This window comes from Pseudomonas sp. GW821-FHT07G06 (genome assembly GCF_058986625.1).
In genome coordinates this window covers 25,998-49,687 of the sequence record NZ_JBYSVW010000025.1, presented here as the reverse complement: position 1 = coordinate 49,687, position 23,690 = coordinate 25,998, and the positions used below count along the sequence as shown (strand labels likewise).

24 protein-coding genes are annotated in these 23,690 nt (G+C 62.2%); 15 read left to right on the top strand and 9 right to left on the bottom strand.

Going from position 1 to position 23,690, the window contains the following annotated elements; genetic code table 11:
- Positions 1-134 precede the first annotated feature (134 nt).
- The gene (locus AC3WJW_RS28295; RefSeq protein WP_493728291.1) at positions 135-1,313 is read right to left on the bottom strand and encodes a hypothetical protein; all 1,179 of its coding nucleotides are present in this window, start codon (positions 1,311-1,313) and stop codon (positions 135-137) included.
- Positions 1,314-1,497: 184 nt separating this feature from the next.
- Between AC3WJW_RS28295 and AC3WJW_RS28290 the strand changes: the two genes are divergently transcribed.
- The 7 genes from AC3WJW_RS28290 to AC3WJW_RS28260 all read left to right on the top strand — a co-directional run bounded on the left by AC3WJW_RS28290 (position 1,498) and on the right by AC3WJW_RS28260 (position 9,806).
- Entirely contained in the window at positions 1,498-2,427 is a 930-nt protein-coding gene (locus tag AC3WJW_RS28290; protein ID WP_218500477.1) for a LysR substrate-binding domain-containing protein, read from the top strand.
- Between the two features lie 208 nt (positions 2,428-2,635).
- Positions 2,636-4,060 carry an aldehyde dehydrogenase gene (aldA, locus tag AC3WJW_RS28285; RefSeq protein ID WP_493728290.1) on the top strand — a complete coding sequence of 475 codons (1,425 nt, stop codon included), beginning with the start codon at positions 2,636-2,638 and terminating at the stop codon, positions 4,058-4,060.
- 191 nt (positions 4,061-4,251) lie between these two features.
- The gene (locus AC3WJW_RS28280) at positions 4,252-5,574 is read left to right on the top strand and encodes an MFS transporter (protein WP_493728289.1); all 1,323 of its coding nucleotides are present in this window, start codon (positions 4,252-4,254) and stop codon (positions 5,572-5,574) included.
- 1 nt (position 5,575) lies between these two features.
- Positions 5,576-6,793, top strand: a complete 1,218-nt coding sequence (locus AC3WJW_RS28275; RefSeq protein WP_493728288.1) for a mandelate racemase/muconate lactonizing enzyme family protein — start codon at positions 5,576-5,578, stop codon at positions 6,791-6,793.
- Between the two features lie 157 nt (positions 6,794-6,950).
- Complete coding sequence (locus tag AC3WJW_RS28270; RefSeq protein ID WP_493728287.1) at positions 6,951-8,561, top strand: GMC family oxidoreductase; 1,611 nt, start codon at positions 6,951-6,953, stop codon at positions 8,559-8,561.
- Between the two features lie 114 nt (positions 8,562-8,675).
- On the top strand, positions 8,676-9,083 hold the full coding sequence (locus AC3WJW_RS28265) for a response regulator (RefSeq protein WP_102701961.1): 408 nt from the start codon (positions 8,676-8,678) through the stop codon (positions 9,081-9,083).
- Between the two features lie 60 nt (positions 9,084-9,143).
- A complete protein-coding gene (locus AC3WJW_RS28260) occupies positions 9,144-9,806 on the top strand; it encodes an HAD-IA family hydrolase (RefSeq protein ID WP_493728286.1) in 663 nt (220 codons plus the stop codon).
- Between the two features lie 107 nt (positions 9,807-9,913).
- Here the strand turns inward: AC3WJW_RS28260 and AC3WJW_RS28255 are convergent, their stop codons facing one another.
- Together AC3WJW_RS28255 and AC3WJW_RS28250 are read right to left on the bottom strand one after the other, a co-directional pair.
- Positions 9,914-10,573, bottom strand: coding sequence for a methyltransferase family protein (locus tag AC3WJW_RS28255; protein WP_493728285.1), 660 nt, complete (start codon positions 10,571-10,573; stop codon positions 9,914-9,916).
- A gap of 72 nt (positions 10,574-10,645) precedes the next feature.
- Positions 10,646-11,590 carry a GlxA family transcriptional regulator gene (locus AC3WJW_RS28250; RefSeq protein WP_493728284.1) on the bottom strand — a complete coding sequence of 315 codons (945 nt, stop codon included), beginning with the start codon at positions 11,588-11,590 and terminating at the stop codon, positions 10,646-10,648.
- Positions 11,591-11,714: 124 nt separating this feature from the next.
- Between AC3WJW_RS28250 and AC3WJW_RS28245 the strand changes: the two genes are divergently transcribed.
- Together AC3WJW_RS28245 and AC3WJW_RS28240 are read left to right on the top strand one after the other, a co-directional pair.
- A complete protein-coding gene (locus tag AC3WJW_RS28245) occupies positions 11,715-12,506 on the top strand; it encodes an SDR family NAD(P)-dependent oxidoreductase (RefSeq protein WP_493728283.1) in 792 nt (263 codons plus the stop codon).
- Between the two features lie 101 nt (positions 12,507-12,607).
- Positions 12,608-13,600 (top strand): pyridoxal-phosphate dependent enzyme, encoded by a 993-nt coding sequence (locus AC3WJW_RS28240; protein WP_493728282.1) that lies wholly within the window; start codon positions 12,608-12,610, stop codon positions 13,598-13,600.
- On the opposite strand, the gene AC3WJW_RS28235 is transcribed toward AC3WJW_RS28240, so the two are convergent.
- Positions 13,594-13,914, bottom strand: a complete 321-nt coding sequence (locus AC3WJW_RS28235) for a DUF2388 domain-containing protein (protein WP_493728281.1) — start codon at positions 13,912-13,914, stop codon at positions 13,594-13,596. The two genes, AC3WJW_RS28240 and AC3WJW_RS28235, sit on opposite strands and share 7 nt — an antisense overlap.
- A gap of 131 nt (positions 13,915-14,045) precedes the next feature.
- Here AC3WJW_RS28235 and AC3WJW_RS28230 point away from each other — a divergent pair, with 131 nt between their 5' ends.
- Positions 14,046-15,155 (top strand): NAD(P)/FAD-dependent oxidoreductase, encoded by a 1,110-nt coding sequence (locus AC3WJW_RS28230; protein WP_493728280.1) that lies wholly within the window; start codon positions 14,046-14,048, stop codon positions 15,153-15,155.
- 72 nt (positions 15,156-15,227) lie between these two features.
- On the top strand, positions 15,228-15,824 hold the full coding sequence (locus AC3WJW_RS28225; RefSeq protein WP_493728279.1) for a DinB family protein: 597 nt from the start codon (positions 15,228-15,230) through the stop codon (positions 15,822-15,824).
- Here AC3WJW_RS28225 and AC3WJW_RS28220 read toward each other — a convergent pair.
- The 3 genes from AC3WJW_RS28220 to AC3WJW_RS28210 all read right to left on the bottom strand — a co-directional run bounded on the left by AC3WJW_RS28220 (position 15,754) and on the right by AC3WJW_RS28210 (position 18,589).
- Entirely contained in the window at positions 15,754-16,665 is a 912-nt protein-coding gene (locus AC3WJW_RS28220; RefSeq protein ID WP_493728278.1) for a LysR family transcriptional regulator, read from the bottom strand. The genes AC3WJW_RS28225 and AC3WJW_RS28220 overlap by 71 nt on opposite strands.
- A gap of 175 nt (positions 16,666-16,840) precedes the next feature.
- Positions 16,841-17,203 (bottom strand): DUF6124 family protein, encoded by a 363-nt coding sequence (locus AC3WJW_RS28215; RefSeq protein ID WP_493728277.1) that lies wholly within the window; start codon positions 17,201-17,203, stop codon positions 16,841-16,843.
- Between the two features lie 489 nt (positions 17,204-17,692).
- Positions 17,693-18,589: a LysR substrate-binding domain-containing protein gene (locus AC3WJW_RS28210; protein ID WP_493728276.1), complete on the bottom strand. Its 897-nt coding sequence runs from the start codon at positions 18,587-18,589 to the stop codon at positions 17,693-17,695.
- Positions 18,590-18,705: 116 nt separating this feature from the next.
- Between AC3WJW_RS28210 and AC3WJW_RS28205 the strand changes: the two genes are divergently transcribed.
- From AC3WJW_RS28205 to AC3WJW_RS28195, 3 genes are read left to right on the top strand one after another with little or no spacing between them, the layout of a single operon-like run.
- Positions 18,706-19,722 carry an aldo/keto reductase gene (locus AC3WJW_RS28205; protein ID WP_493728275.1) on the top strand — a complete coding sequence of 339 codons (1,017 nt, stop codon included), beginning with the start codon at positions 18,706-18,708 and terminating at the stop codon, positions 19,720-19,722.
- A gap of 2 nt (positions 19,723-19,724) precedes the next feature.
- Complete coding sequence (locus AC3WJW_RS28200) at positions 19,725-20,522, top strand: SDR family NAD(P)-dependent oxidoreductase (RefSeq protein WP_493728274.1); 798 nt, start codon at positions 19,725-19,727, stop codon at positions 20,520-20,522.
- A gap of 26 nt (positions 20,523-20,548) precedes the next feature.
- The gene (locus tag AC3WJW_RS28195; protein ID WP_493728273.1) at positions 20,549-20,959 is read left to right on the top strand and encodes an SRPBCC family protein; all 411 of its coding nucleotides are present in this window, start codon (positions 20,549-20,551) and stop codon (positions 20,957-20,959) included.
- A gap of 147 nt (positions 20,960-21,106) precedes the next feature.
- Here AC3WJW_RS28195 and AC3WJW_RS28190 read toward each other — a convergent pair whose 3' ends face one another.
- A complete protein-coding gene (locus AC3WJW_RS28190; RefSeq protein WP_493728272.1) occupies positions 21,107-22,510 on the bottom strand; it encodes a sensor histidine kinase in 1,404 nt (467 codons plus the stop codon).
- Positions 22,488-23,171: a response regulator transcription factor gene (locus AC3WJW_RS28185; RefSeq protein ID WP_020796732.1), complete on the bottom strand. Its 684-nt coding sequence runs from the start codon at positions 23,169-23,171 to the stop codon at positions 22,488-22,490. Before AC3WJW_RS28185 ends, AC3WJW_RS28190 begins: the two co-directional genes overlap by 23 nt.
- A 133-nt stretch (positions 23,172-23,304) precedes the next feature.
- Here AC3WJW_RS28185 and AC3WJW_RS28180 point away from each other — a divergent pair, with 133 nt between their 5' ends.
- Positions 23,305-23,655: a YdcA family protein gene (locus tag AC3WJW_RS28180; RefSeq protein ID WP_007973747.1), complete on the top strand. Its 351-nt coding sequence runs from the start codon at positions 23,305-23,307 to the stop codon at positions 23,653-23,655.
- Positions 23,656-23,690: the final 35 nt, after the last annotated feature.

Here is a 23,690-nt window from a genome sequence, read left to right as displayed (position 1 = left end):
GGCCTATCTGACTATTCGAGATGGATTGATGCAAGTGTTGGTGGGTGCAGCGAAAAGATCGCAGCCTGCGGCAGCTCCTACAGGAGATTGCGTACCCCTGTAGGAGCTGCCGCAGGCTGCGATCTTTTCAGCGTTTAGAAGTAATACCCGATGTTCATGTACAACTGGTTTTCCCACTGATCCGTCCCGCCTGCCCCCAGGCTCTGGGTATAGCTGCTGCCACCAATGTACGGATCGTTCTTGCCGAAGATCCATTCCGTGGCGATCCACAATTTGCTGAACGAGAACGAAGTACCGAGGATCGCCCGCTCGGAGGTCTTGAAGTCATCGGCGGATTTGTCGAAGGCGCTGTAGTTGGCGTAGAGCTTGACCCCGCTGATCTGGTCGAACAGGTACTTGCCGGCCACGTCATAGCTGAGGTCCGCCACGTACAGGTTGCCGCGGCTGGCGACGTTGTAGGTGCCGTCGTAACCGCCGAAAGTCACCAGTTCATCGGTACCGGGGTTGCGTGGAGACATCTGCTGGCGCGCTGCCTGCAACTGCACGCCCCAGGGGCCGTTCTTGCCCAGGTAGTGCAGTGCGACGGCATTGCGCCGGCCGTCATTGTCGGTGTCACGGTTTTGAATGCTCGACGTCAGGCCGGACAGGCCGACCTCGGATTTCCACGGCCCCAGGTCCAGCGCCCTGGCCACGCGCAGCACCAGGGTGTGGCGTTCCTGGTTGTCGCTGCCGTCGGTCACGTAGCTGTCGGCTTCCGATACCACGCTGGAGTAGGTGACGCCATTGCTGGTGCCTTTGCCTTGCCACGCCGGACGCAGGTAGTAACCGGCCTGGACGTTCCAGTCGCCGCTTTGCTGGATGTACTTGGCGCCGACCTGCTGCACGTCTTCCAGGCCGATGACGTTGCCCAGGGTTTCGTAGAAGGTGCTGCCGAAGTACGGCTGCAATCCGAACGGCACCGAGTTCAGGCCCACTTGCACCTGCTGGTCGGGGTTGAACTTGTAGCCGGCCCACGCGTACTTGGCGAACTGGATGTCGCCGTAGTTCCTGGTGTACTGGTAGGGATAGGAGCGGCCGTAGAAACGGTACTGCGCCTCACCGATCCAGGTGTCGGAGTTGTACTTGGCACTGAGGAATACGGTGTCGAGGCCGAATTTCTGGATGTCGCGGTCCGGGTCGTAGTCCCAGCGGGCACGCACCGCGCCGCCGAGGTCGAGGTTGTCGGTGACTTGCACGGCCATGGCCGGGGCCGCAAAGGTGCAGAGTAGAGCGAGGTACAAAGGACTGAAGCGCAGGGACACAGGGAAGGGCATGTGGCAGCTCTCGGTTATTTTTATTTGAGATGCCGGCCAGTCTTGCGATCTGAGCTGCGATGAACAAACGATTAAAAATCCGCTGAAACCTTCCTCGAACGCATGTTACTGAAAAAATCCTGTAGGACAATGCATCGCCGCCATGGGATCCTTGCGTCCTGTCACTGGTCCTTGAGAGCCTTTCATGAAACGCAAAATGCCCGGCCTGAATGCGCTCAAAGCGTTCGAAGTGGCCGGTAGCACAGGCAGCTTCACCCGCGCCGCCGAACTGCTCAACGTCACCCAGAGCGCGGTCAGTCGCCAGGTGCGGCAGCTGGAAGAGCAATTGGGCGAAAACCTGCTGGAGCGCCGTCACCATCACCTCGAACTGACCAGCGCCGGCCGGGTTTTGCTGCGGGCATTGCACCAATCCTTCGACAAGATCGAGCTGACGGTGCGCAGCATCCAGCAGAAATCCCATGCCAACCGCCTGCACATCAACGCGCCGCCGACCTTCACCAACCGCTGGCTGATGCCGCGCCTGGGGCGCCTGCGCGAGAAGCATCCAGAGCTGGAATTGAGCATCACCACGCGCCTGCAGGACAGCCTGGCGGAAACCAGCACGCTGGACTGCGCGATCCGGTTCGGCAACGGCGAATGGGATGGCCTGGACAGCTCGTTACTCTTCAAGGAGCGGCACATCGCGGTGTGCGCGCCATCGCTGTATGCGCGGGAGTGGAGCGAGCAGGGTATCGACCTCAATCGCCTGACGCTGCTGCATGTGCTGGCCCGGGAAGACCAGCGCTACCTGACCTGGAAACACTGGCTGGACGCGGCACGCATCCATGGCGTCGATACTCAGGGCGGATACGAATTCGACCTGCTCGACCTGGCGATCCGCGCGGCCATCGATGGCCTGGGCATCACCATCGCCGACTGGCACATGGTCGCGCCGGAGCTGGCCAGCGGGCAGCTGACCCAGGTGCTTAACGTGCATGTCGAAGGCCATCAGTCGTATTGGCTGGTGACCCGGCCGGAACAGTCACTGCCGCAGTTGCAGGTGTTCAGCCAGTGGTTGCAGGAAGAAATCTGGCTGGCGCAAAGGCAGCTCGAACCCTCCACCGCCGTCACCTGAACCCCCCAACCCCCTGTAGGAGCTGCCGCAGGCTGCGATCTTTTGATCTTGCTTTTAAAAGCCAGGATCAAAAGATCGCAGCCTGCGGCAGCTCCTACAGGGTAACGTGCGTTTTTTGAATGTTATCTCGCTCAATAAATCGTTTGTCCAACTTGCGTCGGATGCCAAGACTGCTCGAACTGGATAAAAACAACGATGGGCGATGCACATGCGACTCGAGCGAAACTTTGTTAACGGGCAATTCAATGAGCCGGCCAGCGCTGCGTTGATCGCCGTCTATAACCCGGCCACCGAAGCGCTGATAGGCCACGTCTCGGCCGCCACCAGCGACGAAGCCACGGTTGCCGTCGAAGCGGCCGCAGCGGCGCAGAAAACCTGGGGCAAGCTGACCAGCATCGAGCGCGCCGAACACCTGCGCGCCTTCGCCGATGCCCTGGAAGCCTGCGCCGAGAACATTGGTGAAGCCCTGGCCGCCGAGTCCGGCAAAAGCGTGAGCGATGCCAGCAACGAAGCCCGTTACGCTGCGCAGATCACCCGTTATCACGCCGAATGGGCGCGCCGCATCGAAGGCGAGATCATTCCCAGCGACACACCGAACGAAAACCTCTTTCTGCACCGCGAGCCGATTGGCGTGGTCGCCTGCCTGATCCCGTTCAATTACCCGGTCTACACCCTGCTGCGCAAGATCGCTCCGGCGCTGATCGCCGGCAACACCGTGGTCGTACGCCCGAGCAACAACACGCCGACCTCGGCCTTCGAAATCGCCAAGGCTGTACAGCAATCCGGTGTGCCGGCGGGCGTGATCAATATCCTGACCATGGATCACGCCACCGCCGCCACGGTTTGCACCCACAAAGCCGTGGGGCTGATCACCCTCACCGGCAGCGTCAACGCCGGACGCATCGTGCTCGATTATTGCAAGGCCAACATCGCCAAGCCGTCCCTGGAACTGGGCGGCAAGACCCCGGCGATCATCGAGGCCGACGCCGACCTCGAGGCCGCCGCCAGTGCGATCGTCGCCTCCAAGACCACCCACTGTGGCCAGTTGTGCACGGCGGTGGAGCGGGTCTATGTGCAGGAAAGCGTCTACGACCAATTCCTCGGCCTGTTGAAAGAGAAAATCAGTGCCGTGAAATTCGGCGACCGCGCCACCGATGCCCGCCTGATGGGGCCACTGGTCAATGCCAGTTCGCAACAGAACATCCATGCCATGGTCGAGCGCGCCATCGCCGACGGCGCGGTGCTGGAAACCGGCGGCGTGCTGCCTGAAGGCAAGGGCCATTTCTATCCGCCGACCCTGCTCAGTGGCTGCCGCCAGGACATGGAAATCATCCAGGAAGAAATCTTCGGCCCGGTGCTGCCGGTGCTCAAGTACCGCGACATCGACGAAGCCCTGGCCATGGCCAACGACCACCAGTTCGGCCTGTCGTCGGTGCTGTACACCGAGAACTATCGCACCGCGCAGAAAGTCGCCAACGCCATCGAGGCCGGCGAACTGTACGTCAATCGCACCCCGGCCGACCCGTACCAGGGCTTCCACGCCGGCTGGAAACGCTCGGGCCTGGGCGGCGATGACGGCAAGCACGGCATGCTCGAATTCACCCAGACTCGTCTGGTGGTGATGAAGTACTGATTTACCGGAGCACCCCTCTCGCTTATGTGGGAGCGGGCTTGCTCGCGAAGACGTCTTATCAGTCGACATTGATGGTGCCTGACACTCCGCTTTCGCGAGCAAGCCCGCTCCCACATTGGCCTGAGTACACCTGAGTCATATAAAAACAATTATTCGAGCGCCCGGACCACCGGGTGCCAGAGGTCTACTCGATGTCCAAGCCAGCAACCACTGTTGCCGCTGTTCAGGGTTCGAACGCGGGTTCAAAAAGCCAAAGCGACAAGGGAAGTCGTTATTTCCAACTGATGCTGTTGGTGCTCGCCGCCGGTGCGATCTATCCGATCCTGTACCTGCGCCAGGTCTACCAGACCACCATGCTCGAGGTGTTCCAGATCAGCCACAGCGAGCTGGGCTACCTGTACTCGATGCTCGGCACGATCTTCCTGCTCTCGTATTTGCCCAGCGGCTGGCTGGCGGATCGCATCGCACCGCGCTTCCTGATTTTCTTCTCGCTGGTGGCCACCGGCGCCCTGGGCCTGTGGTACTCCACCGCGCCGTCGATGACCGGGTTGATGATCATCTTCGGTTGCTGGGGCCTGACCACCGGTTTGACCTTCTGGGCCTCGGTGCTCAAGCGGGTGAAGATGATTGCTCATCACACCGAGCAGGGACGGTTCTTCGGCATCCTCGACGGCGGTCGCGGTCTGGTCGAAGCCCTGCTGGCAACCGTCGCCCTGGCGCTGTTCGCCTTTGCCACCGAAACCCGTGGCGAGTCGGTGGCCGAAGGCTTCAGGCACGTGGTCTACCTGTATTCCTTCACCTGTATCGCCATCGGCTGCGTGCTGGTGCTGATCAAGGACCCGAAGGCCATGGAAGACACGCCGGCGGTGGAGAAGGGCAAGTTCAACCTGCTCAGCGACCTGACCACCTTGGTGAAAATTCCTGAACTGTGGCTGGTCACTGCCATTGTGTTCTGCGGTTACCACATCTTCTGGGCCACCTACAGTTTCTCCGATTACCTGCAGGGCGGCGGCATGACCGCGGTCATGGCCGGCACCATCACCACCATCAAGCTGTGGATGCGTCCCATCGGCGGCATCGGCGGCGGCTGGCTCGGCGACAAGTTCTCCAACATTTCGGTACTGGTCGTCGCGTTGTTCCTCGCTTCCCTGGCGATGATCGGCCTGATCGTGTTCCCGGCCCTCAACAGCCTCGGCCTGCTGATCGGCACGGTGATTTTCATCGGCCTGATGACCTACGCCATTCGCGGGCTGTACTGGGCGATCCTGGACACCTGCAACATCCCGCTGCGCATCACCGGCCTGGCCATCGGCATCGTCTCGGTGGTGGGTTACCTGCCGGATGCGTTCATTCCCTTGATCAACGGCTACCTCACCGAGCACTTCCCCGGTGCCTTTGGCTACAAGCTGTATTTCGGCTACATCGCGTTCGTCGGCCTGCTCGGGACCCTGGCGGCCCTCACACTGCGTGCGCGCATCAATCGTAAATCCATGAATAAGAAGACAGGTGCCTGAGATGAAAATCGTCGCCCTTGAAACCCATATCGTTGCTGTTCCGCCACCGCACATCGGCGGGATGTACTGGCTGTTCGTCAAGATCAAGACCGACTGCGGCATCGAAGGCGTCGGCGAAATCTACGCCGCGACCTTCGGCCCAAAGGCCATGGTGCCGATCATCGAAGACGTGTTCGAACGCTACCTGCTGAACCAGGACCCGCACCACATCGAACGCTTTTTCCGCCAGGCCTATTCGAGCGGCTTCACCCAGCGCCCGGACCTGACCATGATGGGCGTGGTCAGCGGTCTGGAGATGGCCTGCTGGGACATCATCGGCAAGGCGGCGAACAAACCGGTCTACGAGTTGCTCGGGGGCAAGGTCCACGAAAAGCTGCGTTCCTACACCTACCTGTACCCGGTCAACAGCAAGGGTGAGTACGACTACGACGACCCGGACCTGGCCGCCGAGTGCGCCATCGAAAACATGAACAAAGGCTTCACCGCCGTGAAGTTCGACCCGGCCGGGCCGTACACCGCGTACTCCGGTCACCAGATTTCCCTGGAAGTGCTGGAGCGCTGCGAAACCTTCTGCCGCAAGATCCGCGAAGCGGTGGGCGACAAGTGCGACCTGCTGTTCGGCACCCACGGGCAGATGGTGCCGTCCTCGGCCATTCGCCTGGCCAAGCGCCTGGAGAAGTACGACCCGCTGTGGCTCGAAGAGCCGGTGCCGCCGGGCCAGGAAGACGCGATGGCGCAAGTCGCGGCCAAGACCAGCATCCCGATTGCCACCGGTGAACGCCTGACCACCAAGTACGAATTCTTCAAGCTGCTGCAGGCCGGCGGCGCGTCGATCCTGCAAATGAACGTCGCACGCTGCGGTGGCCTGCTGGAAGCGAAGAAGATCGCGAGCATGGCCGAGGCGTATTACGCGCAGATCGCCCCGCACCTCTACAACGGGCCGATCGGCGCGGCGGCGAGTTTCCAGTTGGCGACCTGCACGCCGAACTTCCTGATCCAGGAAAGCATCATGACCTGGGGTGGTTTCCATGCCGAAGTCCTGACCAAACCCTTGCAGTGGGAGGACGGCTACATCATCCCGTCCACCGAGCCGGGCCTTGGTGTGGAGCTGAACATGGACGTGGTGCGCAAGCATTCGCCCTACACCGGTGAGCGGTTGCACCTGCAAATGGCGCCGACTCCGGCGGATGTCAAAGACACTTCGCCGGCCAGGGGCTGACGGGAGAGGGCGCAATCCCCCTGTAGGAGCTGCCGCAGGCTGCGATCTTTTGATCTTGCTTTTGAAAAGTCAAAAGATCGCAGTCTCGTTGCACTCGACAGCTCCTACAGGGGGAGGCGCGGTTTTTTTTGTACAACGACTTACGCGGTAACCGTGCATGACATACGACTACATCATCGCTGGCGCCGGCGCAGCAGGCTGCGTTCTGGCCAATCGCCTCTCGGCTTCCGGGAAACACACGGTGCTGCTGCTGGAAGCGGGCGGGAAAGACTCGTCCTTCTGGTTCAAGATCCCGGTCGGCTTCGCCAAGATGTATTACAACCCGACCTTCAACTGGATGTACTACAGCCGCCCGCAAAAGCAACTGAACAACCGTGAGATCTATGCCCCGCGTGGCAAGGTGCAGGGTGGTTCGGGCTCGATCAACGCGATGATCTACGTGCGTGGCCAGGCTCATGACTTCGATGACTGGGCGGCCAACGGCAACGACGGCTGGGGCTTCAAGGACGTGCTGCCGTACTTTCGCAAGCTGGAAAACCACCCGCTGGGTGACAGCGATTACCACGGCGGCAGCGGCCCGATCAGCATCACCCCGATGAAGGGCCAGACCCATCCGATCTGCGATGTGTTCCTCAAGGGCTGCGATGAGCTGGGCTTCCCCATCAGCGACGACTTCAACGGGCCGAAATTCGAAGGTGCGGGCATCTACGACGTCAACACCCGCGACGGCCAGCGCTGCTCCAGCAGCTTCGCCCATTTGCACCCGGCATTGAGCCGACCGAACCTGACGGTCGAGCATTTTGCCCTGGTCGACCGGGTACTGTTCGACGACCGGCAACGCGCTACCGGGGTCGCCATCACCCAGCACGGCGTGGTGCGCACCTTCAGCGCCAACAAGGAAGTGATCCTCTGCGCCGGTGCCGTGGACACACCGAAAATCCTGCAACTGTCCGGCGTGGCCGATCAGGCGCTGCTGGCCAGGCACAACATCCCGCTGGTCAAGCACCTGCCGGCGGTGGGACAGAACCTGCAGGACCACCTGTGCGCCAGTTACTATTACAAGGCCAACATCCCGACGTTGAACGACCAGCTCAGTTCTCTGCTCGGCCAGTTCAAGCTGGGCCTGAAGTACCTGTTTACCCGCAAGGGCGCGCTGGCGATGAGCGTCAACCAGGCCGGCGGGTTCTTCCGTGGCGACGCACAGCAGACCAACCCGAATTTGCAGCTGTACTTCAACCCGCTGTCGTACCAGATCCCGAAGAACAACAAGGCCAGTCTCAAGCCCGAGCCGTACTCAGGCTTCCTGCTGTGCTTCAACCCGTGCCGGCCGACCAGTCGCGGGCATATCGAAATCGCCTCGAAAAACCCGCGGGATGCGGCGCTGATCGACCCCAATTACCTGAGCACCCAGAAGGACATCGACGAGGTGATCCAGGGCAGTCGCCTGATGCGCAAGATCATGCAGGCGCCGGCGCTCAAGGGCATCACCGTCGAAGAGGTGTTGCCGGGACCGGTGGTCGAAACCGACGAGCAGATGCTGCAGTACTTCCGCGAAAACAGTGGCTCGATCTACCACTTGTGCGGTTCCTGCGCCATGGGCCCGGACGAGCAGAAATCGGTGGTGGACAAGCGCCTCAAGGTCCACGGGCTGGACGGTTTGCGCATCGTCGATGCGTCGATTTTCCCCAACGTGACGTCGGGCAACACCCACGCCGCCGTGTTGATGGTGGCGGAAAAGGGCGCCGATCTGATACTGCAGGACGCGTGATGCCGGTCACCTGGTTGTATCAAAAATGAATTTCCGCGGTTTGCGCTGCTCATACCTTTAGGCAGCGGATCCAATTCCGCGAAATCATTGAGGCAATCAGGGAGCGGCACGGTCATGAGTCGAGTACCGACGGCGGACGGACATCGTCCTGGCGGGTTGATTCTGGTGGTCGAGGACGACCCGCTGATCCTGGAGTTTCTCTGTGAGATTCTTCAGGAGGAGGGTTTTGTCGTCGAGCCGCACACCAGTGCGGATGCGGCAGCAGTCTATCTGGAACAACATGCGCCGCAGGTGGGCATGCTGCTGACAGACATCACCATGCCCGGCACGCTCAATGGCGCGGACCTGGCCAACCAGTTCGGCGATCGCTGGCCGGACAAGCCGATCATGATCATGTCCGGTTTCGAAACCCCTGAAAGCTCAGGGGTGCGGCACGCGGTCTCGTTCATCAAGAAGCCCTGGATGATCGGTGGGCTGCTCGATTGTGTGGGCCAGACCTTCAAGTCCAAACGACTCAACTGAGCCGTTCGCAGATGCTACATTGCCGGGCAAATCCGTCCGGCAGCTGCGAGGTTCCTTTCCTTGTCCGATCACCCTGTATTCAACTCGACTTATCGTGCCTTTCTGTTCGACATGGACGGCACTGTCCTGACGTCCATTGCCGCCGCCGAGCGGGTCTGGACCACCTGGGCCGTGCGCCATGGTGTCGATGTCGAGTCCTTCCTGCCGACCATTCACGGCGCCCGCGCCATCGACACCATCAGGCGCCTGGGCTTGCCCGGGGTGGATGCCGAGGCCGAAGCCGCGTGGATCACCGAAGCGGAAATCGACGACGTCGACGGGGTCTTCGAAGTGGCGGGCGCGGCGAAATTCCTGCGGTCCTTGCCGGCCAGGCAGTGGGCCATCGTCACCTCCGCTCCTCGGGAACTGGCGCTGCGGCGGATGGCGGCGGCGGGGATTCCCGAGCCTGAGGTGCTGGTGACTGCCGAGGACGTCACGGCCGGCAAGCCTGACCCCGCAGGTTATCGACTCGCGGCCCGGCGTCTGGGCGTGGAGCCTGTGCAGTGCCTGGTTTTTGAAGATGCCACGGTGGGGATTCTGGCAGCTGAAGCGGCGGGGGCGGATTTGGTTATTGTCACGGCGACCCATGAACAGCCGATCGAGACGGTGCATGGGACGCTGGCAAGTTATGAATCGGTGCGGGTTCTGGTGGATGCCGAAGGTTTGCGCCTGCACGCCATCTAATGTGGGAGCGAGCCTGCTCGCGAAGACGTCGTGTCAGCGGCTATTGATGTTGGCTGACACACCGCTTTCGCGAGCAGGCTCGCTCCCACAGGGGATCAGTGTTCCAGTCAGTAAAGTCCCGGAACCAGCCGCCAGGTGCGGGCGCAATAGGCTTCGTATTCGCTGCCGAACTGCGCCCTGAGCAAGGCCTCTTCCGAGTGAATCCGGGCAATCAGCGGGATCAGGGTCAACGCCGCCAGCAGCAGACCGACCCCCGAGCGAAACGCCAGCGCCCAGCCCACGGCGATGACCATCATCCCCAGGTAACTGGGGTTGCGCAGGCGCCGGTAAATGCCCTCGGTGACCAGTTGATGCCCCGGCTGGATCGCCACCAGCCCGCTGAAGCGCTTGCCCAGCACAAACACCGGCCACAACCGCAGCGCGCCGCCCGCGATGAACAACAGTGCCCCGAGCCAGCGCACGCCTTCACCTCCAAACGTCCAGAAGTCGATGCGGTCGGTATAGGCCGGCACAAAGCCGCTGAGCACGCCGATCACACCGAAGACCGGGAGGACCCAGCGATTGGCCCGGTCTTCGCGTTCTCCCGAACTCAGGTTGACTTCGGTGAACAGCGATGCGACGGCCATGACCAGGGTGGCCAGGGCGACGACAACCAGTGAGCCGTGGCTGAAGTAAGCCGCGAAACCGCCCAGTCCCCAGATCGCCAGGGCGAGGTAGGCGAGGGTGCTGACGACGGCGAAAAACGCCAGTTTGGCCGAGATTTTCATGGCGCCTCCAAAAAAGACCTCCGGTATGTTCAGTGTAGATACCGAGGGTTCCCACGCTGAGCGAGGGGGCGATCAAATCACCTCTGCTCGCGCATTGCGCCGGATCACCTGGGGCGGTTGTCCGAACACCCGCAGGAAGGTTTCGCGCATGCGTCGGCGGTCAGTGAACCCGGTTTCCAGGGCGATCTGGTCGAGGGTCAGGCGTCCGCGTTCAAGCATCTGTCGCGCCGCTTCCAGACGCAGGTTCTCGATGGCCTTGGCCGGCGATTGCCCGGTTTCGGCGCGAAACGCCCGGCTGAATTGCCGGGGGCTGAGGTTGGCCACCTGTGCCAGTTGCTCCACCGAAAGGGGTTGGGCGAGGTGTTCCCGGGCGTAGCCGAGCACGGTCTGGATGCGGTCGGATTTCGGCGCCAGTTCCAGCAGCGCCGAATGCTGCGACTGGCCGCCGGCGCGGCGGTGGTACATCACCAGTTTCTGTGCCACGGCCCGGGCCAGCTCGGCGCCGTGGTCCTTTTCCACCATGGCCAGTGCGAGGTCGATACCCGCGGTCATGCCGGCGGACGTCCAGATCGAACCGTCGATCACGTAGATGCGATCCGCCTCGACCTTGATCGCCGGAAACCGCGCCTGCAGTTCCCGGGCGTAGGCCCAGTGGGTGGTGGCCCGCCGTCCGTCGAGCAAGCCGGCCTGGGCCATCACGAACGCCCCGGAGCAGATCGACGCCGTGCGGCGCGCGCTGTGGATGCTGGTCTTCAGGTACTCCAGCACGGCCTCGGGCGCCTGCTCGATGATCGAGTCGCCGCCGACCACGATGACGGTGTCGAACACGCGCCCGTCGAAGGCCTCGGTGCAAACGCTCAAGCCACCCGAGGCGCGCAGGTTGTGACCGTTTTCCGAGAGCACGCGCACGTCATACAGGGTCTCTGCGGCACTGAAGTTGGCGTATTCGAACACCGGCATGGCGGCCAGCGCCATGGACTGGAAACCCTCGAAAACCACGAACGCCACGCTGATCATCGGCCTGTCCTCAAACGGTTATGTCCGAAAAACGTACTTTAAACGTCATTTGAGACGGGCGTAAGTCCCTTTATAACGGTCCGCACCCGGCGAATCTCTCGCCTCACCCTGGAGGAACCGCACCATGGCTCTCTCATCCAAAGGCACTGCACTGATCACCGGCGCATCATCGGGCATCGGCGCGGTGTATGCCGATCGCCTGGCCCGCCAGGGTTACGACCTGATCCTGGTGGCCCGCAACCAGGCCAGGCTCAATGCCCTGGCCAGTCATTTGAGCGACCAGACCGGGCGCACCGTGGAGGTGGTGGCCGCCGACCTGAAGAACAAGGCGGATTCGCTGCGGGTCGAACAGATCCTGCGCAACGATGCCAGCATCACCTTGTTGGTCAACAACGCCGGGGTCGGTGGCGTCATGCCGCTGCTCGCCAGCCCCGTGGACGACATGGAAGCGATGATCAACCTCAACGTGACGGCGTTGATGCGCCTGGCCTACGCCTCTGTACCCGGCTTCGTTGCCCGGGGCACCGGCACCGTGGTCAATATCGCCTCCATCGTCGCCATCGCCCCGGAAATCCTCAACGGCGTGTACGGCGGGACCAAGGCGTTCGTCCTGGCCCTGAGCCAGTCGATGCAGCATGAACTGGCGGACAAAGGCATACGCGTCCAGGCGGTGTTGCCGGGGGCGACCGCCACCGATTTCTGGAGCGAGGCGGGCAACCCGGTGGAAAACCTGCCGCAGGAGATCGTGATGTCTGCCGAAGACATGGTCGATGCCGCGCTCGCTGGCCTGGCGGCCGGTGAAGCGGTGACCATCCCGGGCCTGCACGATGGCAGCCAGTGGGATCGTCACGAAGCCCAGCGCAAGACGCTGTCCGGGTTGTTTGGCAATTGCGTGGCGGCGCCGCGTTATCGCTGAGACTGTCCCCGGACCGGGTGAACTAAACTTGCAGGAGAGGACCGTTCACCGCTGGCTCGTCGACCTGTTCGGCTAGCCGGTGGCGTGTAACAGGAACCGACATGCTTCATATCCGCACGCCTTTGATCCTGCACCCCGGCCTGTCGACCCCGACCCGCCGTATCTGGCTGAAACTGGAGAACCTGCAACCTGGCGGCTCGTTCAAAATACGCGGCATCGGCTTGCTGTGCAGCCGGGCGGCACAACAGGGCAAGCGCAAGGTGGTCTGTCCCTCCGGCGGTAACGCGGGACTGGCCACGGCCATGGCTGCGGCATGCCTGGGGCTCAAGGCCTGCATCGTGGTGCCGCACACCACCCCCCACAGCACCCGGGCGCGGATCAGCAAGACCGGCGCCGAGGTGATCGAGCACGGCAAGGTCTGGGACGAAGCCAATCAACGGGCCCGTGAACTCGCCCAGGATCCACGCTGTGAATTCGTGCCGGCCTTCGACCACCCGGTGTTGTGGGAAGGGCACAGCACGATGGTCGATGAAATCCTTGCCGACTGCCCGCCGGTGGACGTGCTGGTGGCATCGGTGGGCGGCGGTGGCTTGCTGGCCGGGCTGCTCACCGGGCTGATTCGTCATCGGCACACCGATTGCCGCATCGTCGCCTGCGAAACCGAAGGCGCGGCGTCGTTCGCTGCAGCAGTCGCGGCCGGGCATCCGGTCAGATTGCCGAAAATCGACACGGTTGCCACGTCCCTGGGGGCTGCGCAAGTGGCCGCCTGGCCGGTCAGGCACATCGACGATTTCCCCCATGAGTGCGTGGTGCTCAGTGATGATGAGGCGATCATGGGCGTGGTGCGTTACGCCAATGATTTGCGTCAGCTGGTCGAGCCGGCGTGCGGCGTTTCATTGGCGATCGCCTACCTGGATCACCCGGCGATTGCCGACGCCCATGACGTAGTGATCGTGGTGTGTGGCGGGGTGAGTATCAACGCGCAGCTGGTGGCCGGGTGGGCACGCATGTCCACCGGCACACACGCGAGGCAGGGCTGGAAACGCTATCCCGGTGTCACAAGCCCTACCGCTGGCGATGACGGTCTTCAGTGATCGGCGGCAACGCCTTCCTGGACGAGGATGGCGCGGGCCAGGTCTTCGTCGCTTGCGTTGTTGAGGGCGGGATTGTCCTGACGGAGCTTTTTCAACACCGACTCCAGATAAGCACCACGAATCGCACCGCCGCTGGCGACGAAGCTGGAGGCGTCATCCCGGGCGGGAATCATGAGTTTGTGGTCTTTGAATGTTGAGTACAGCGAGGCGGAAACCCCGGCCGAGGTAGCGACATCTTTGGCATCCACATCGGCCAGAGCCGAACCTGCGGGCAAACAAAGTACCAGTGCAGAGATGATAAATATGCGGCGCATGACGGTGTCCTCCGACAGCATGAAGCATAAGGGATGTACTACATAGTTTAGGATACGTGGCAGTCGACGAGAGTTCCGTGACGGGAGCTCTGAGGCATCGCCGCCGAGAACAGGTGTGGGAGGCAGGGTCGTTGAGCGTCGATATTCAAAGCGTGGTGATCGGGGCCGGAGTCGTCGGGTTGGCGGTGGCCAGGTGCCTGGCCATGAGCGGGCGGGACGTGCTGGTCGTCGAGGCCGGGGCGGGCATCGGCACGGGCATCAGTTCGCGCAATTCGGAAGTGATTCATGCCGGTATCTATTACCCGGGAGGCAGCCTCAAGGCGCAACTGTGCGTGGAGGGCAAGCAGCGTCTTTACGCTTTTTGCGATGAGCACGCCGTTGAATACCGGCGCGTGGGCAAGCTGATCGTGGCCACCGATGAGCAGCAGCGCGCGGCGTTGCAGCGCCTGTTGCAGCAGGGGCGTGTCAATGGTGTCGATGACCTGCAATGGCTGGATGGCCCGCAGGCCCGGGAGCTTGAACCGGCGTTGTCCTGCGTCGCGGCACTGTGGTCGCCCTCTACCGGCATCGTCGATTCCCACGGGCTGATGCTGGCACTTCAGGGCGACGCCGAGCGGTTCGGTGTGACGCTGGCCTTGCACACGCCATTGCTGTCGGCCCTGTGCATCGACCAGGGCTTCGAGCTGCGCATGGGCGGCAGCCAACCCATGACCCTGCACTGCCGCGAAGTGATCAACTGCGCGGGGCTGTCCGCTCCCGAGGTGGCGCGCGCTATCGTCGGTCTGCCTGCACAGTGCGTTCCCCAGGCGCATCTGTGCAAGGGCAGCTATTTCAGTTTCAGCGGTCGGGCACCCTTTCGGCACCTGGTGTATCCGGCCCCGGAGAGTGCGGGACTGGGCGTGCACATGACGCTCGACCTGGGCGGGCAGGCGCGCTTCGGGCCGGATGTCGAATGGGTCGAGCACATTGATTACCGCGTCGAACTCCGTAGGGCCGAGGGTTTTTATCAGGCGATCCGCCGTTATTGGCCGGGCTTGCCGGACAATAGCCTGCAACCGGCCTACAGCGGCATTCGCCCGAAAATCAGCGGGCCGACCGAGCCGGCCGCCGATTTTCTCGTCAGCGGATGTGCCGAACATGGCGTGCCGGGGCTGGTGAATCTGTTCGGCATCGAGTCACCGGGGCTGACCAGTTGCCTGGCGCTTGCCGAGTACGTGGTGAAACGCCTCGACGACCGATGATCAGTGCTGGCCCTGCCTTGCGGGCATCGGGTCTATGCTAGGGAGTGCGCTTACTGCCATCGGAGACCTCTGATGATCACCGTACGCACTGCCTGCCTGCTGGCCGATTACAAACGCTGGGCCAATCAGCGACTGTTTGACAGCCTTGCGGCGCTTCCTCCGGGCGAAGTCAAAAAACAACGGGTGTCGGTGTTCAACAACATGATCGGCACCCTCAATCATGTCTACGTGGTGGACTGCATCTGGCGGGCGCACCTTGAAGGCCGGGGACATGGCTTCAAGACCTCGCACGATCTGCTGCATGCCGACCTGTCGGAACTGCGCCAGGCGCAAAAAGAGATCGATCGCTGGTACTGCGACTGGAGCGCCCGGCAAACCGATGCCTCCCTGGACAAGCCTGTGGAGTTCACCTTTGTCTCGGGCGAAAGCGGCACCATGAGCGCCGGCGCGATGCTGATGCATGTGGTCAACCACGCCAGCTATCACCGCGGCTGGGTGGTGCAGATGTACTTCGAGATTCCGGCCATGCCACCGGTGACCGACATGCCGGTGTACCTGCGCGAATCCGAGCCGGTGCTCCTGCAGTCGATCAACGCCCCTACGGTGGCGCCGCCATGTGCTGTGCAATTTTCGAGCGCAACCAGCGTTCTGCCGGATCGTTATCGCTGACCCCGTTCCAGACCATCGACAGTTCGGACAGGTTGATCTCAAAGGGCGCATCGTCCGCCCGTAACTGGTTGCAGCCTTCGATCAGCGCGCTGGCCGCGTAATCCGGTACGGTGGCGAGCATGTCAGTCCCCGCCAGCAAGGCCCGCAAGCCCGCGAACTGTGGCACCGCCAGCACCACCCGCCGCGAACGGCCGATGCGGGCCAGGTCATTGTCGATGGATCCGCTCAGATCCCCGGAAAACGACACCAGTGCGTGAGGGCGTTCGCAGAACTCGTCGAGGGTCAACGGACCGGGACGGTCATCGCCGCGCAGGATCTTCACACTCAGGTCGCGCAATTTCTTGCGCTTGGCGTTGGCCGGCAATTCCGTGGTGTAGCTGATGCCGACGGAAATCTCGCCGCTGGCCAGCATCGACGACATCAGCAGGAAATTCACCCGGCGCACCACCACCACAACGTTCTGCGCCTCTTCGCGAATCTGCTTGAGCAGCGGCGGAAAGAGCCCGAATTCGGCGTCGTCGGACAAGCCGATGCGAAACACATCGCGACTGGTGGAAGGCTCGAAATCCTTGGCCCGGCTGACCGCCCCGGAAATGGTGTCCATCGCCGGCTGCAACTCCTTGAGAATCTGCAACGCCCGCGGGGTCGGCTCCAGGCTCCGACCGTTGCGCACCAGCAACGGATCGTCGAACAGATCGCGCAGCTTGGCCAGCGACGCACTGACAGCAGGTTGACCGAGGAACAGTTTTTCCCCGGCCCGGGTCAGGTTCTTCTCGAACATCAGGGTTTCGAAAATCACCAGCAGGTTCATGTCCACGCGGCGCAGGTCGTTGCGGTTCATTGTGGCGGGCTCGGTGGGGGTGGGTTTTTTCAGTAAAGCAGCAAACCCTGCGGAATCTAGCGTTCGCTGAATACCTGTGGGAGCGAGCTTGCTCGCGATTGCGGTGCATCAGGCACATCATCGTTTACTGATGCTCCCTCATCGCGAGCAAGCTCGCTCCCACAGGTTCGGCGCTTTATTCAGACGGATCAAGTCGATCCAGCGCCCGGTTCACCGCCAGTTCACCGAGCATGATGACCTGAGCAATGCCCAGCAGCGTGTTGCGATGCGAGCCCTCCAGAAAACCCGCCAGATCGTTGGTCATCACATTGGCCGAGGCCAGCGACTCGCAGGCGTGGGCCAGCAGGGTTTCGGTGTCGAGGTCGGGGTTGATGGTGAACATCGTGGACGGTTTGTGGGGTGTGGCCATGATGTTGGTGGCGGGGTTGAGGTAGTGATTGAGGGCGTGTTCGGCGGCTTCTTGGAATTGCTTGGAGTCGGGGCTTTCGTAGGGGGAGGCTGGATCGGTTTCTGGCGGGTTGGGTGTTGGTTTGATCATCGATAGAACTCCAGTACTGTAAAAATTGGAGCCATCACTTTCGCTACCAAACGAAGGGCGGTGGCCATGCACAGGTTGGTAGACCGGAGTACTGGAACCGGCGCCCCCGAAGAGGCCCTGCGCATGACGACCATAAAAGCAGCAACTGCTTGAAGTGGCGCTACGCGCAGTACTCCGGGCTACCAAACCCGATCGCTGTTTTTCAGCGACCGGCTAACGATAAAGCCCGGACCCAAGGCGCGTAAGCCGGCGGATTCTGGCGTAACCGTAGGCAATGACGCAAGGCGCTGTAGCTTTCATCAAGTAACGCTGACAGCCGTTAAACAAGGTCGGTCAGTCGATGTTTAATATGCGGTTGTCACGACAAAAACATGGCTTTGGGCTGAGCACGAAACCTGTGGGAGCGGGCTTGCTCGCGATGGCGGAGTATCAGCCGAGGCTTTTGTTGGCAGGTAGATCGCAATCGCGGGCAAGCCCGCTCCCACAGTGTTATGTGGTGGACTCTGGCTCCGTCAGCACCTTCCTGAACGTCTCCACCAACGGCCGCAAATTGATCCGGTGCCACGCCGCCCACAGCGGTCGGGTGAGGGAAATCCATGGCACTTCCCGCAGCACCACACCCGGCGGTGCGTTGCGGCTCAAGCCTTTCTGGATCATGGCGATGCCCAGTCCCGAGGCGACCAGTGCCATTGCGGTGAACGGGCCGGTGGCTTCCATGCGGATATCCGGGGTGAAGCCGGCGCGGATGCAGGCGCTGACGAAGTTTTCGCGGCTGGCGACATTCTGGTGTTGCACGCCAATCCACTCCTGACCGGCGAGGTCCGCCGGGGTCAACACGGCCTGTTGTGCCAGCGGATGGTGCTCGGGCAGGGCCAGCAGCATCGGGTCGTCCAGCACCTGAAAACCCAGCAGGTCCGGGTCGTCTTCGGTCGGTGGTTCGCTGACCAGGGCGATGTCCAGGCTTCGCTGGCGCAAGCCTTCGAGTTGTTCGGCCGAGCGCAGGTTGTACAGCGCCACGTGTACGTTCGGCCGGTTGACCCGCAGCACGCGCAAGGCATTGGGCAGCACGCCGGCGTGCATGGCATTTTCGATGTAGCCGATGCACAGGCCGCCTTCCTCGCCGCGCCCCAGGCGTTTGCCGAGGGATTCCAGGCGATTGGCGTGGGTCAGCAGGGCGCGGGTTTCGGCGAGGAAGGTCTGGCCGTCGCGGGTCAGGCGGATGCGTTGCTGGCTGCGCTCGAACAGGGTCAGGCCCAGGCGCTCTTCGAGCTGGGCGATCTGCCGGCTCAGGGGCGACTGGGAAATGTGCAGGCGTTCGGCGGCGCGCCCGACGTGTTCTTCCTCGGCGACGGCGACGAAGTAGCGCAATTGGCGGATGTCGATCATGTCAGACCTTCAGGGACTCAAGTGCTGCACATTATGTCTTGGACGGTCCGATGCTCGCAATCTAGGATCGGCTCAACGGTCAGCCACCTGACCTCTGATACTCAAGAGGATTCACCATGAGCTTGAAAGACAAACTGCCCGGTGCGCTGGGCCTGGGCACCGCACCACTGGGCAACATGTTCCGCGCCATTCCCGAAGACGAGGCGATGGCCACCGTCCATGCCGCCTGGGACGTCGGCGTGCGTTACTTCGATACCGCGCCGTTCTACGGATCCGGCCTGTCGGAAATTCGCCTCGGCGCCGCATTGGCCCGCTACAACCGCGACGACTATGTACTGAGCAGCAAGGTCGGCCGGGTGATCCTCGATGAAGTCGAAGACACCGCCGCCCGTGACCTGGGCGAGAAGAGCGGGGTGTTCGAGCACGGCCTGCCGAACAAAATCGTCAACGACTACAGCGCCGACGCGACCCTGCGTTCCATCGAAGACAGCCTCAAGCGCCTGCAAACCGATCGCCTGGACATCGTCTGGGTCCACGATATCGCCCAGGATTTCTACGGCGATCAATGGCTGGAGTACTTCAACCAGGCCCGCACCGGCGCGTTCAAAGTGCTGACACGCTTGCGCGAAGAAGGCGTGATCAAGGGCTGGGGCCTGGGGGTGAACAAGGTCGAACCCTGCGAGCTGACCCTTGATCTGAGCGAAGCGCAGCCGGACGGTTTTCTGCTGGCGGGTCGCTACACTCTTCTCGACCATGATCGCGCCTTGCAGCGTTTGATGGACGCCGCTCTGGCGCAGCAGGTCGAAATCGTGGTCGGTGGTCCTTACAGCTCGGGCATTCTGGCCGGTGGCGCGCACTTCGAGTACCAGAAGGCCAGCCCGGCGATCATCGACAAGGTCGAGCAGATCAAGCGTATCGCGGCGGCCCATGGCGTCGACGTCAAGGCCGCGGCATTGCAGTTTTCGCTGGCTAACCCGGCAGTCGCCGCGGTGATTCCGGGTTCCAGCCGTCCGCAGCGGATTGCCGAAGACGTGGCCGCGTTGTCGGCGGTGATTCCCGCTGATTTCTGGCAGGCGTTGCGTGAGGCGAAGCTGGTCTCCGAGCGAGCGCCCTTGCCCCTCACTGGAGCTTGAACATGAAGATTGATTTGAGTGGAAAACTGGCAGTCGTCAGTGGCAGCACCGCCGGCATCGGCCTGGGCATCAGCCAGGCACTGGCCGTGGCGGGCGCCACGGTGGTGGTGATCGGTCGCGATACGGCCAAGGTCGAGCAGGCACTGGCGAGCATCCGTCAGCGTGTTCCCGCTGCGCAATTGCGTGGCGTGACCGCAGACCTGGGCACCGCCGAAGGCGCCGAAAAACTGTTCGCCGCCGAGCCACGGGCAGACATCCTGGTGAACAACCTCGGGATCTTCAACACGGTGGACTTCTACGACGCCCCGGACAGTGAGTGGACGCGCTTCTACGAGGTCAACGTGATCTCCGGTGTGCGCCTGTCCCGGCACTACACACCGGGCATGGTCAAGCAGGGGTGGGGGCGGGTGATCTTCCTGTCTTCGGAATCCGGCGTGGCGACACCGGCGGACATGATCAACTATGGCGTGACCAAAAGCGCCAACCTGGCGGTGTCCCATGGCCTGGCCAAACGCCTGGCCGGCACCGGGGTGACGGTCAACGCGATCCTGCCCGGGCCGACCTTTACCGATGGCCTGGAAGACATGCTCAAGGACGCCACGGCCGAATCCGGGCGCAGCGCCCGGGACGAAGCCGATGCGTTCGTGCGCAAGGCCCGGCCGACGTCGATCATCCAGCGCGTGGCGGACGTCGAGGAGGTTGCCAATCTGGTGGCCTACATCGCTTCGCCGTTATCCTCGGCCACCACCGGTGCTGCCTTGCGGGTCGACGGCGGTGTCGTCGACAGCCTGGCCATCTGAACCTTATTGATTGGAGAAAGCATTTCATGGCAACTGCAACAGCCTTCATCGACATCCCGGCTTCGGCCGATCAGGTCTGGCAATTGATTGGCGGGTTCAACTCGCTGCCGGACTGGCTGCCGTTCATTCCCAGGAGCGAACTCAGTGACGGCGGGCGCGTGCGCAGCCTGCAAACGGCGGATGGCGCGGTGGTGATCGAGCGCCTGCAAACCTTCGACAACGCGGGCCGAACCTACAGCTACTCGATTGAGCAGGCACCCTTTCCGGCGACTGATTATCTGGCGACGATCAAGGTCGAGGCGCAAGGCGAGGGCGCGCGGGTGACCTGGTCCGGGCGGTTTGAACCGGTGGGTGTGAGCAATGAGGAAGTGGAGGCGTTGTTCACTGGCATCTATCAGGGTGGACTTGAGGCGCTGCGGGCCAATTACCCGGCCTGATTCACCCAGCGGAAAACACCACCAATCCCCTGTGTGAGCGAGCTCGCTCGCGATGACGGTGTATCAGGTAAAAATATATCGCCTGACACTCCGCTATCGCGAGCAAGCTCGCTCCCACAGGGGGTGATCATTGTTTGTAAGAGTTTGTCAGGCCGGTGGAATCAAACTCTCCCGACAATCAAGCACCAGCCGCGCACCGCCCAGTTCGCTGCTGCCCACCTCCAGCGTAAATCCGTGCAGGCTGACAATCGCCGCGACGATGGACAGGCCCAGCCCGAAGCCGGTTTTTTGATTGCCGGCCTCGGCGCGATAGAAACGCTGGAATACCGCTTCACGCTCCGCCTCGGGAATGCCGGGGCCGGAGTCGAGCACTTCGATCCGTGTATGCCCGCCAGCATTGACCCCGCGCAGGATCACCGCACCACCGGGCGGGGTGAATTTGATCGAGTTGCTGAGCAGGTTCGCCACGGCTTCAAACATCAGCGCCCGGTCGCCATTGAGGGAGGGCAATGACGCGGGCAGGTGCAGCTGGAAAACCAGGCCGTCGTCTTCCGCCAGGGGCAGGTAGAACTCATGCAGTTCCTGCAGCAACGCCACGGGGTCCAGTTGCACGAACCCGGAGCGGCGCCGGCGATCTTCCAGTTCGGAAATCCGCAGCAGGCCACGGAAACGCGCCATCAGCGTATCGGCTTCGGCCAGCACCAGATCCAGTTGCATGGCCTGCGGCGAGCCTTCGCCGGCTTGCTGCTGCATGCGGTAAAGCTGCGCGCGCAGGCGGGTCAGGGGCGTGCGCAGGTCATGGGCGATGTTGTCGCACACGCCCTTGACCTCGTGCATCAGGCGCTCGATGCGTTCGAGCATGGCGTTGACGATGGCGGCGAGCATGTCCAGTTCGTCACGCCGATTGGACAGTGGCAGGCGTCGGCTCAGGTCGCCCGCGACTATGGCTTCGGCACTGGCCTGGATCCCGCGGATGCGGCGCAACGGCCGGCGTCGCAGCAGATACCAGCCGACGATACCCGGCAGGATGGTCAGGGTCACCCCCCAGAACAGTGCGTGAAGAATGATGCGGGTCACGGCGAACAGCGAGCCGTTGTCGCGCACCAGCACCAGCCAGCGGCCGTCGAGGGTGCGGGTCGCCACGGCGTCGCAACTGTCGGCGGGCAGCGTCTGGTCATCATTGTCGCCGTAGGCATCGCAGTCGCGCAGCATGTGGATCTTGCCATCGAGCGGCAAGCCGTCCGGAATGTAGCGCAGGGCGCCGCTGAGGTAATGGTGCCGGGCATCGAACAGGCCGTAGGCGTCGATGCCGCGGATGTCGAAGGCCATGCTGACGGCGAGGGCGTCCACCAGTTGCTCGCCCGAGAAACGCGAAAAAAGGTGCTGGCGCTGCATCAACGAATGCTTGGCCAGGTTGTCCAGGTAAGCGGAAACCTCGTAGTACATGACCCCCATGAGGATCCCGCTCCAGATCACGAACAGCGAACTGTAGAGCGCCAGCAAACGGCTGCTGGAAGAGCGCCAGCCTTTAGACGGGTTCGGCAATGACATAACCCGAGCCTCGCACGGTCCGAATCAGTGGGACATTGCCAGGCGGGTCGATTTTCTTGCGCAGACGGCCGATGTGTACGTCGATCAGGTTGGTGCCGGGGTCGAAGTGGTATCCCCAGACTTCTTCGAAAATCATCATCCGCGAGAGGATTTGCCCGGTATTGCGCATCAGGAATTCCAGCAGTTTGTACTCGGTGGGCAGCAGCGTCAGCAGTTGGCCGTCGCGGCTCGCTTCGTGGCTGATCAGGTTCAGCTCCAGGTCCGCCACCCGCAACGTGGTGGCCTGGGCGGTCACGGTGTTCTGCCGGCGCAGCAGGACTTCGACCCGGGCGGCCATTTCATCGGTGGCGAAGGGTTTGGTCAGGTAGTCGTCGCCGCCGGCGCGCAAGCCGCGCACGCGTTCATCGACGTCGGACAGTGCGCTGATCATCAGGATCGGTGTCGCCACGCCCATGGTCCGTAGCGTGGTGACGATCGCCAGGCCATCGAGCTCGGGCAACATGCGGTCGAGGGTGATCAGATCATAGTTGCCGCTGACCGCCCGCTCCAGCCCTTCGCGGCCATTGTCGACCCAGTCGACGTCGAGGCCGTGGCTACTCAGTTCGGCGACAATTTCCCGGGCGGTCACGGCGTCGTCTTCGATGGTCAAGATGCGGGTCATAAGGCTGGCCTGATTTGCAGTTCAATACGAAGTTGCGAGCATTTTGCCAAGAAAAAACTGCGACTTAATAAATTAACTTTCATCTGGGCGGGGTCCTCGTTCGCAACATTGATATCATTGAGCCATAACTTCAATGGGGTGCTGCATCGTGCGTAACTCGATCCGCCATGGCTGGATGCCGATTTGTCTGTTGTTGTTCAGTGTGTTCAGTTCATCTGCCTGGGCTGGCAATACACCCTGCTCCGGCAAGAAGGGTGGAATCGATCGCTGTGACGGCGATCTGTTCCTGTGTAACGACGGCTCCATCAGCGGCTCGAAAAAAAGTTGCTCGGCCATGTTCGGCGGTCAGACCCAGGCACGTCCACAAGCGTTTATCCAGGACACGCAGGGCTGCTCCTGTGGCACCGGTTCGTTTTGTACCGGGCCAAGAGGCGGCGTTTACTGTCTGACCCCCAGCGGCAATAAAAGCTATAAGCGCAAATAACCAATGCATAAAACCCGTTGGATAGACCTGTTCCT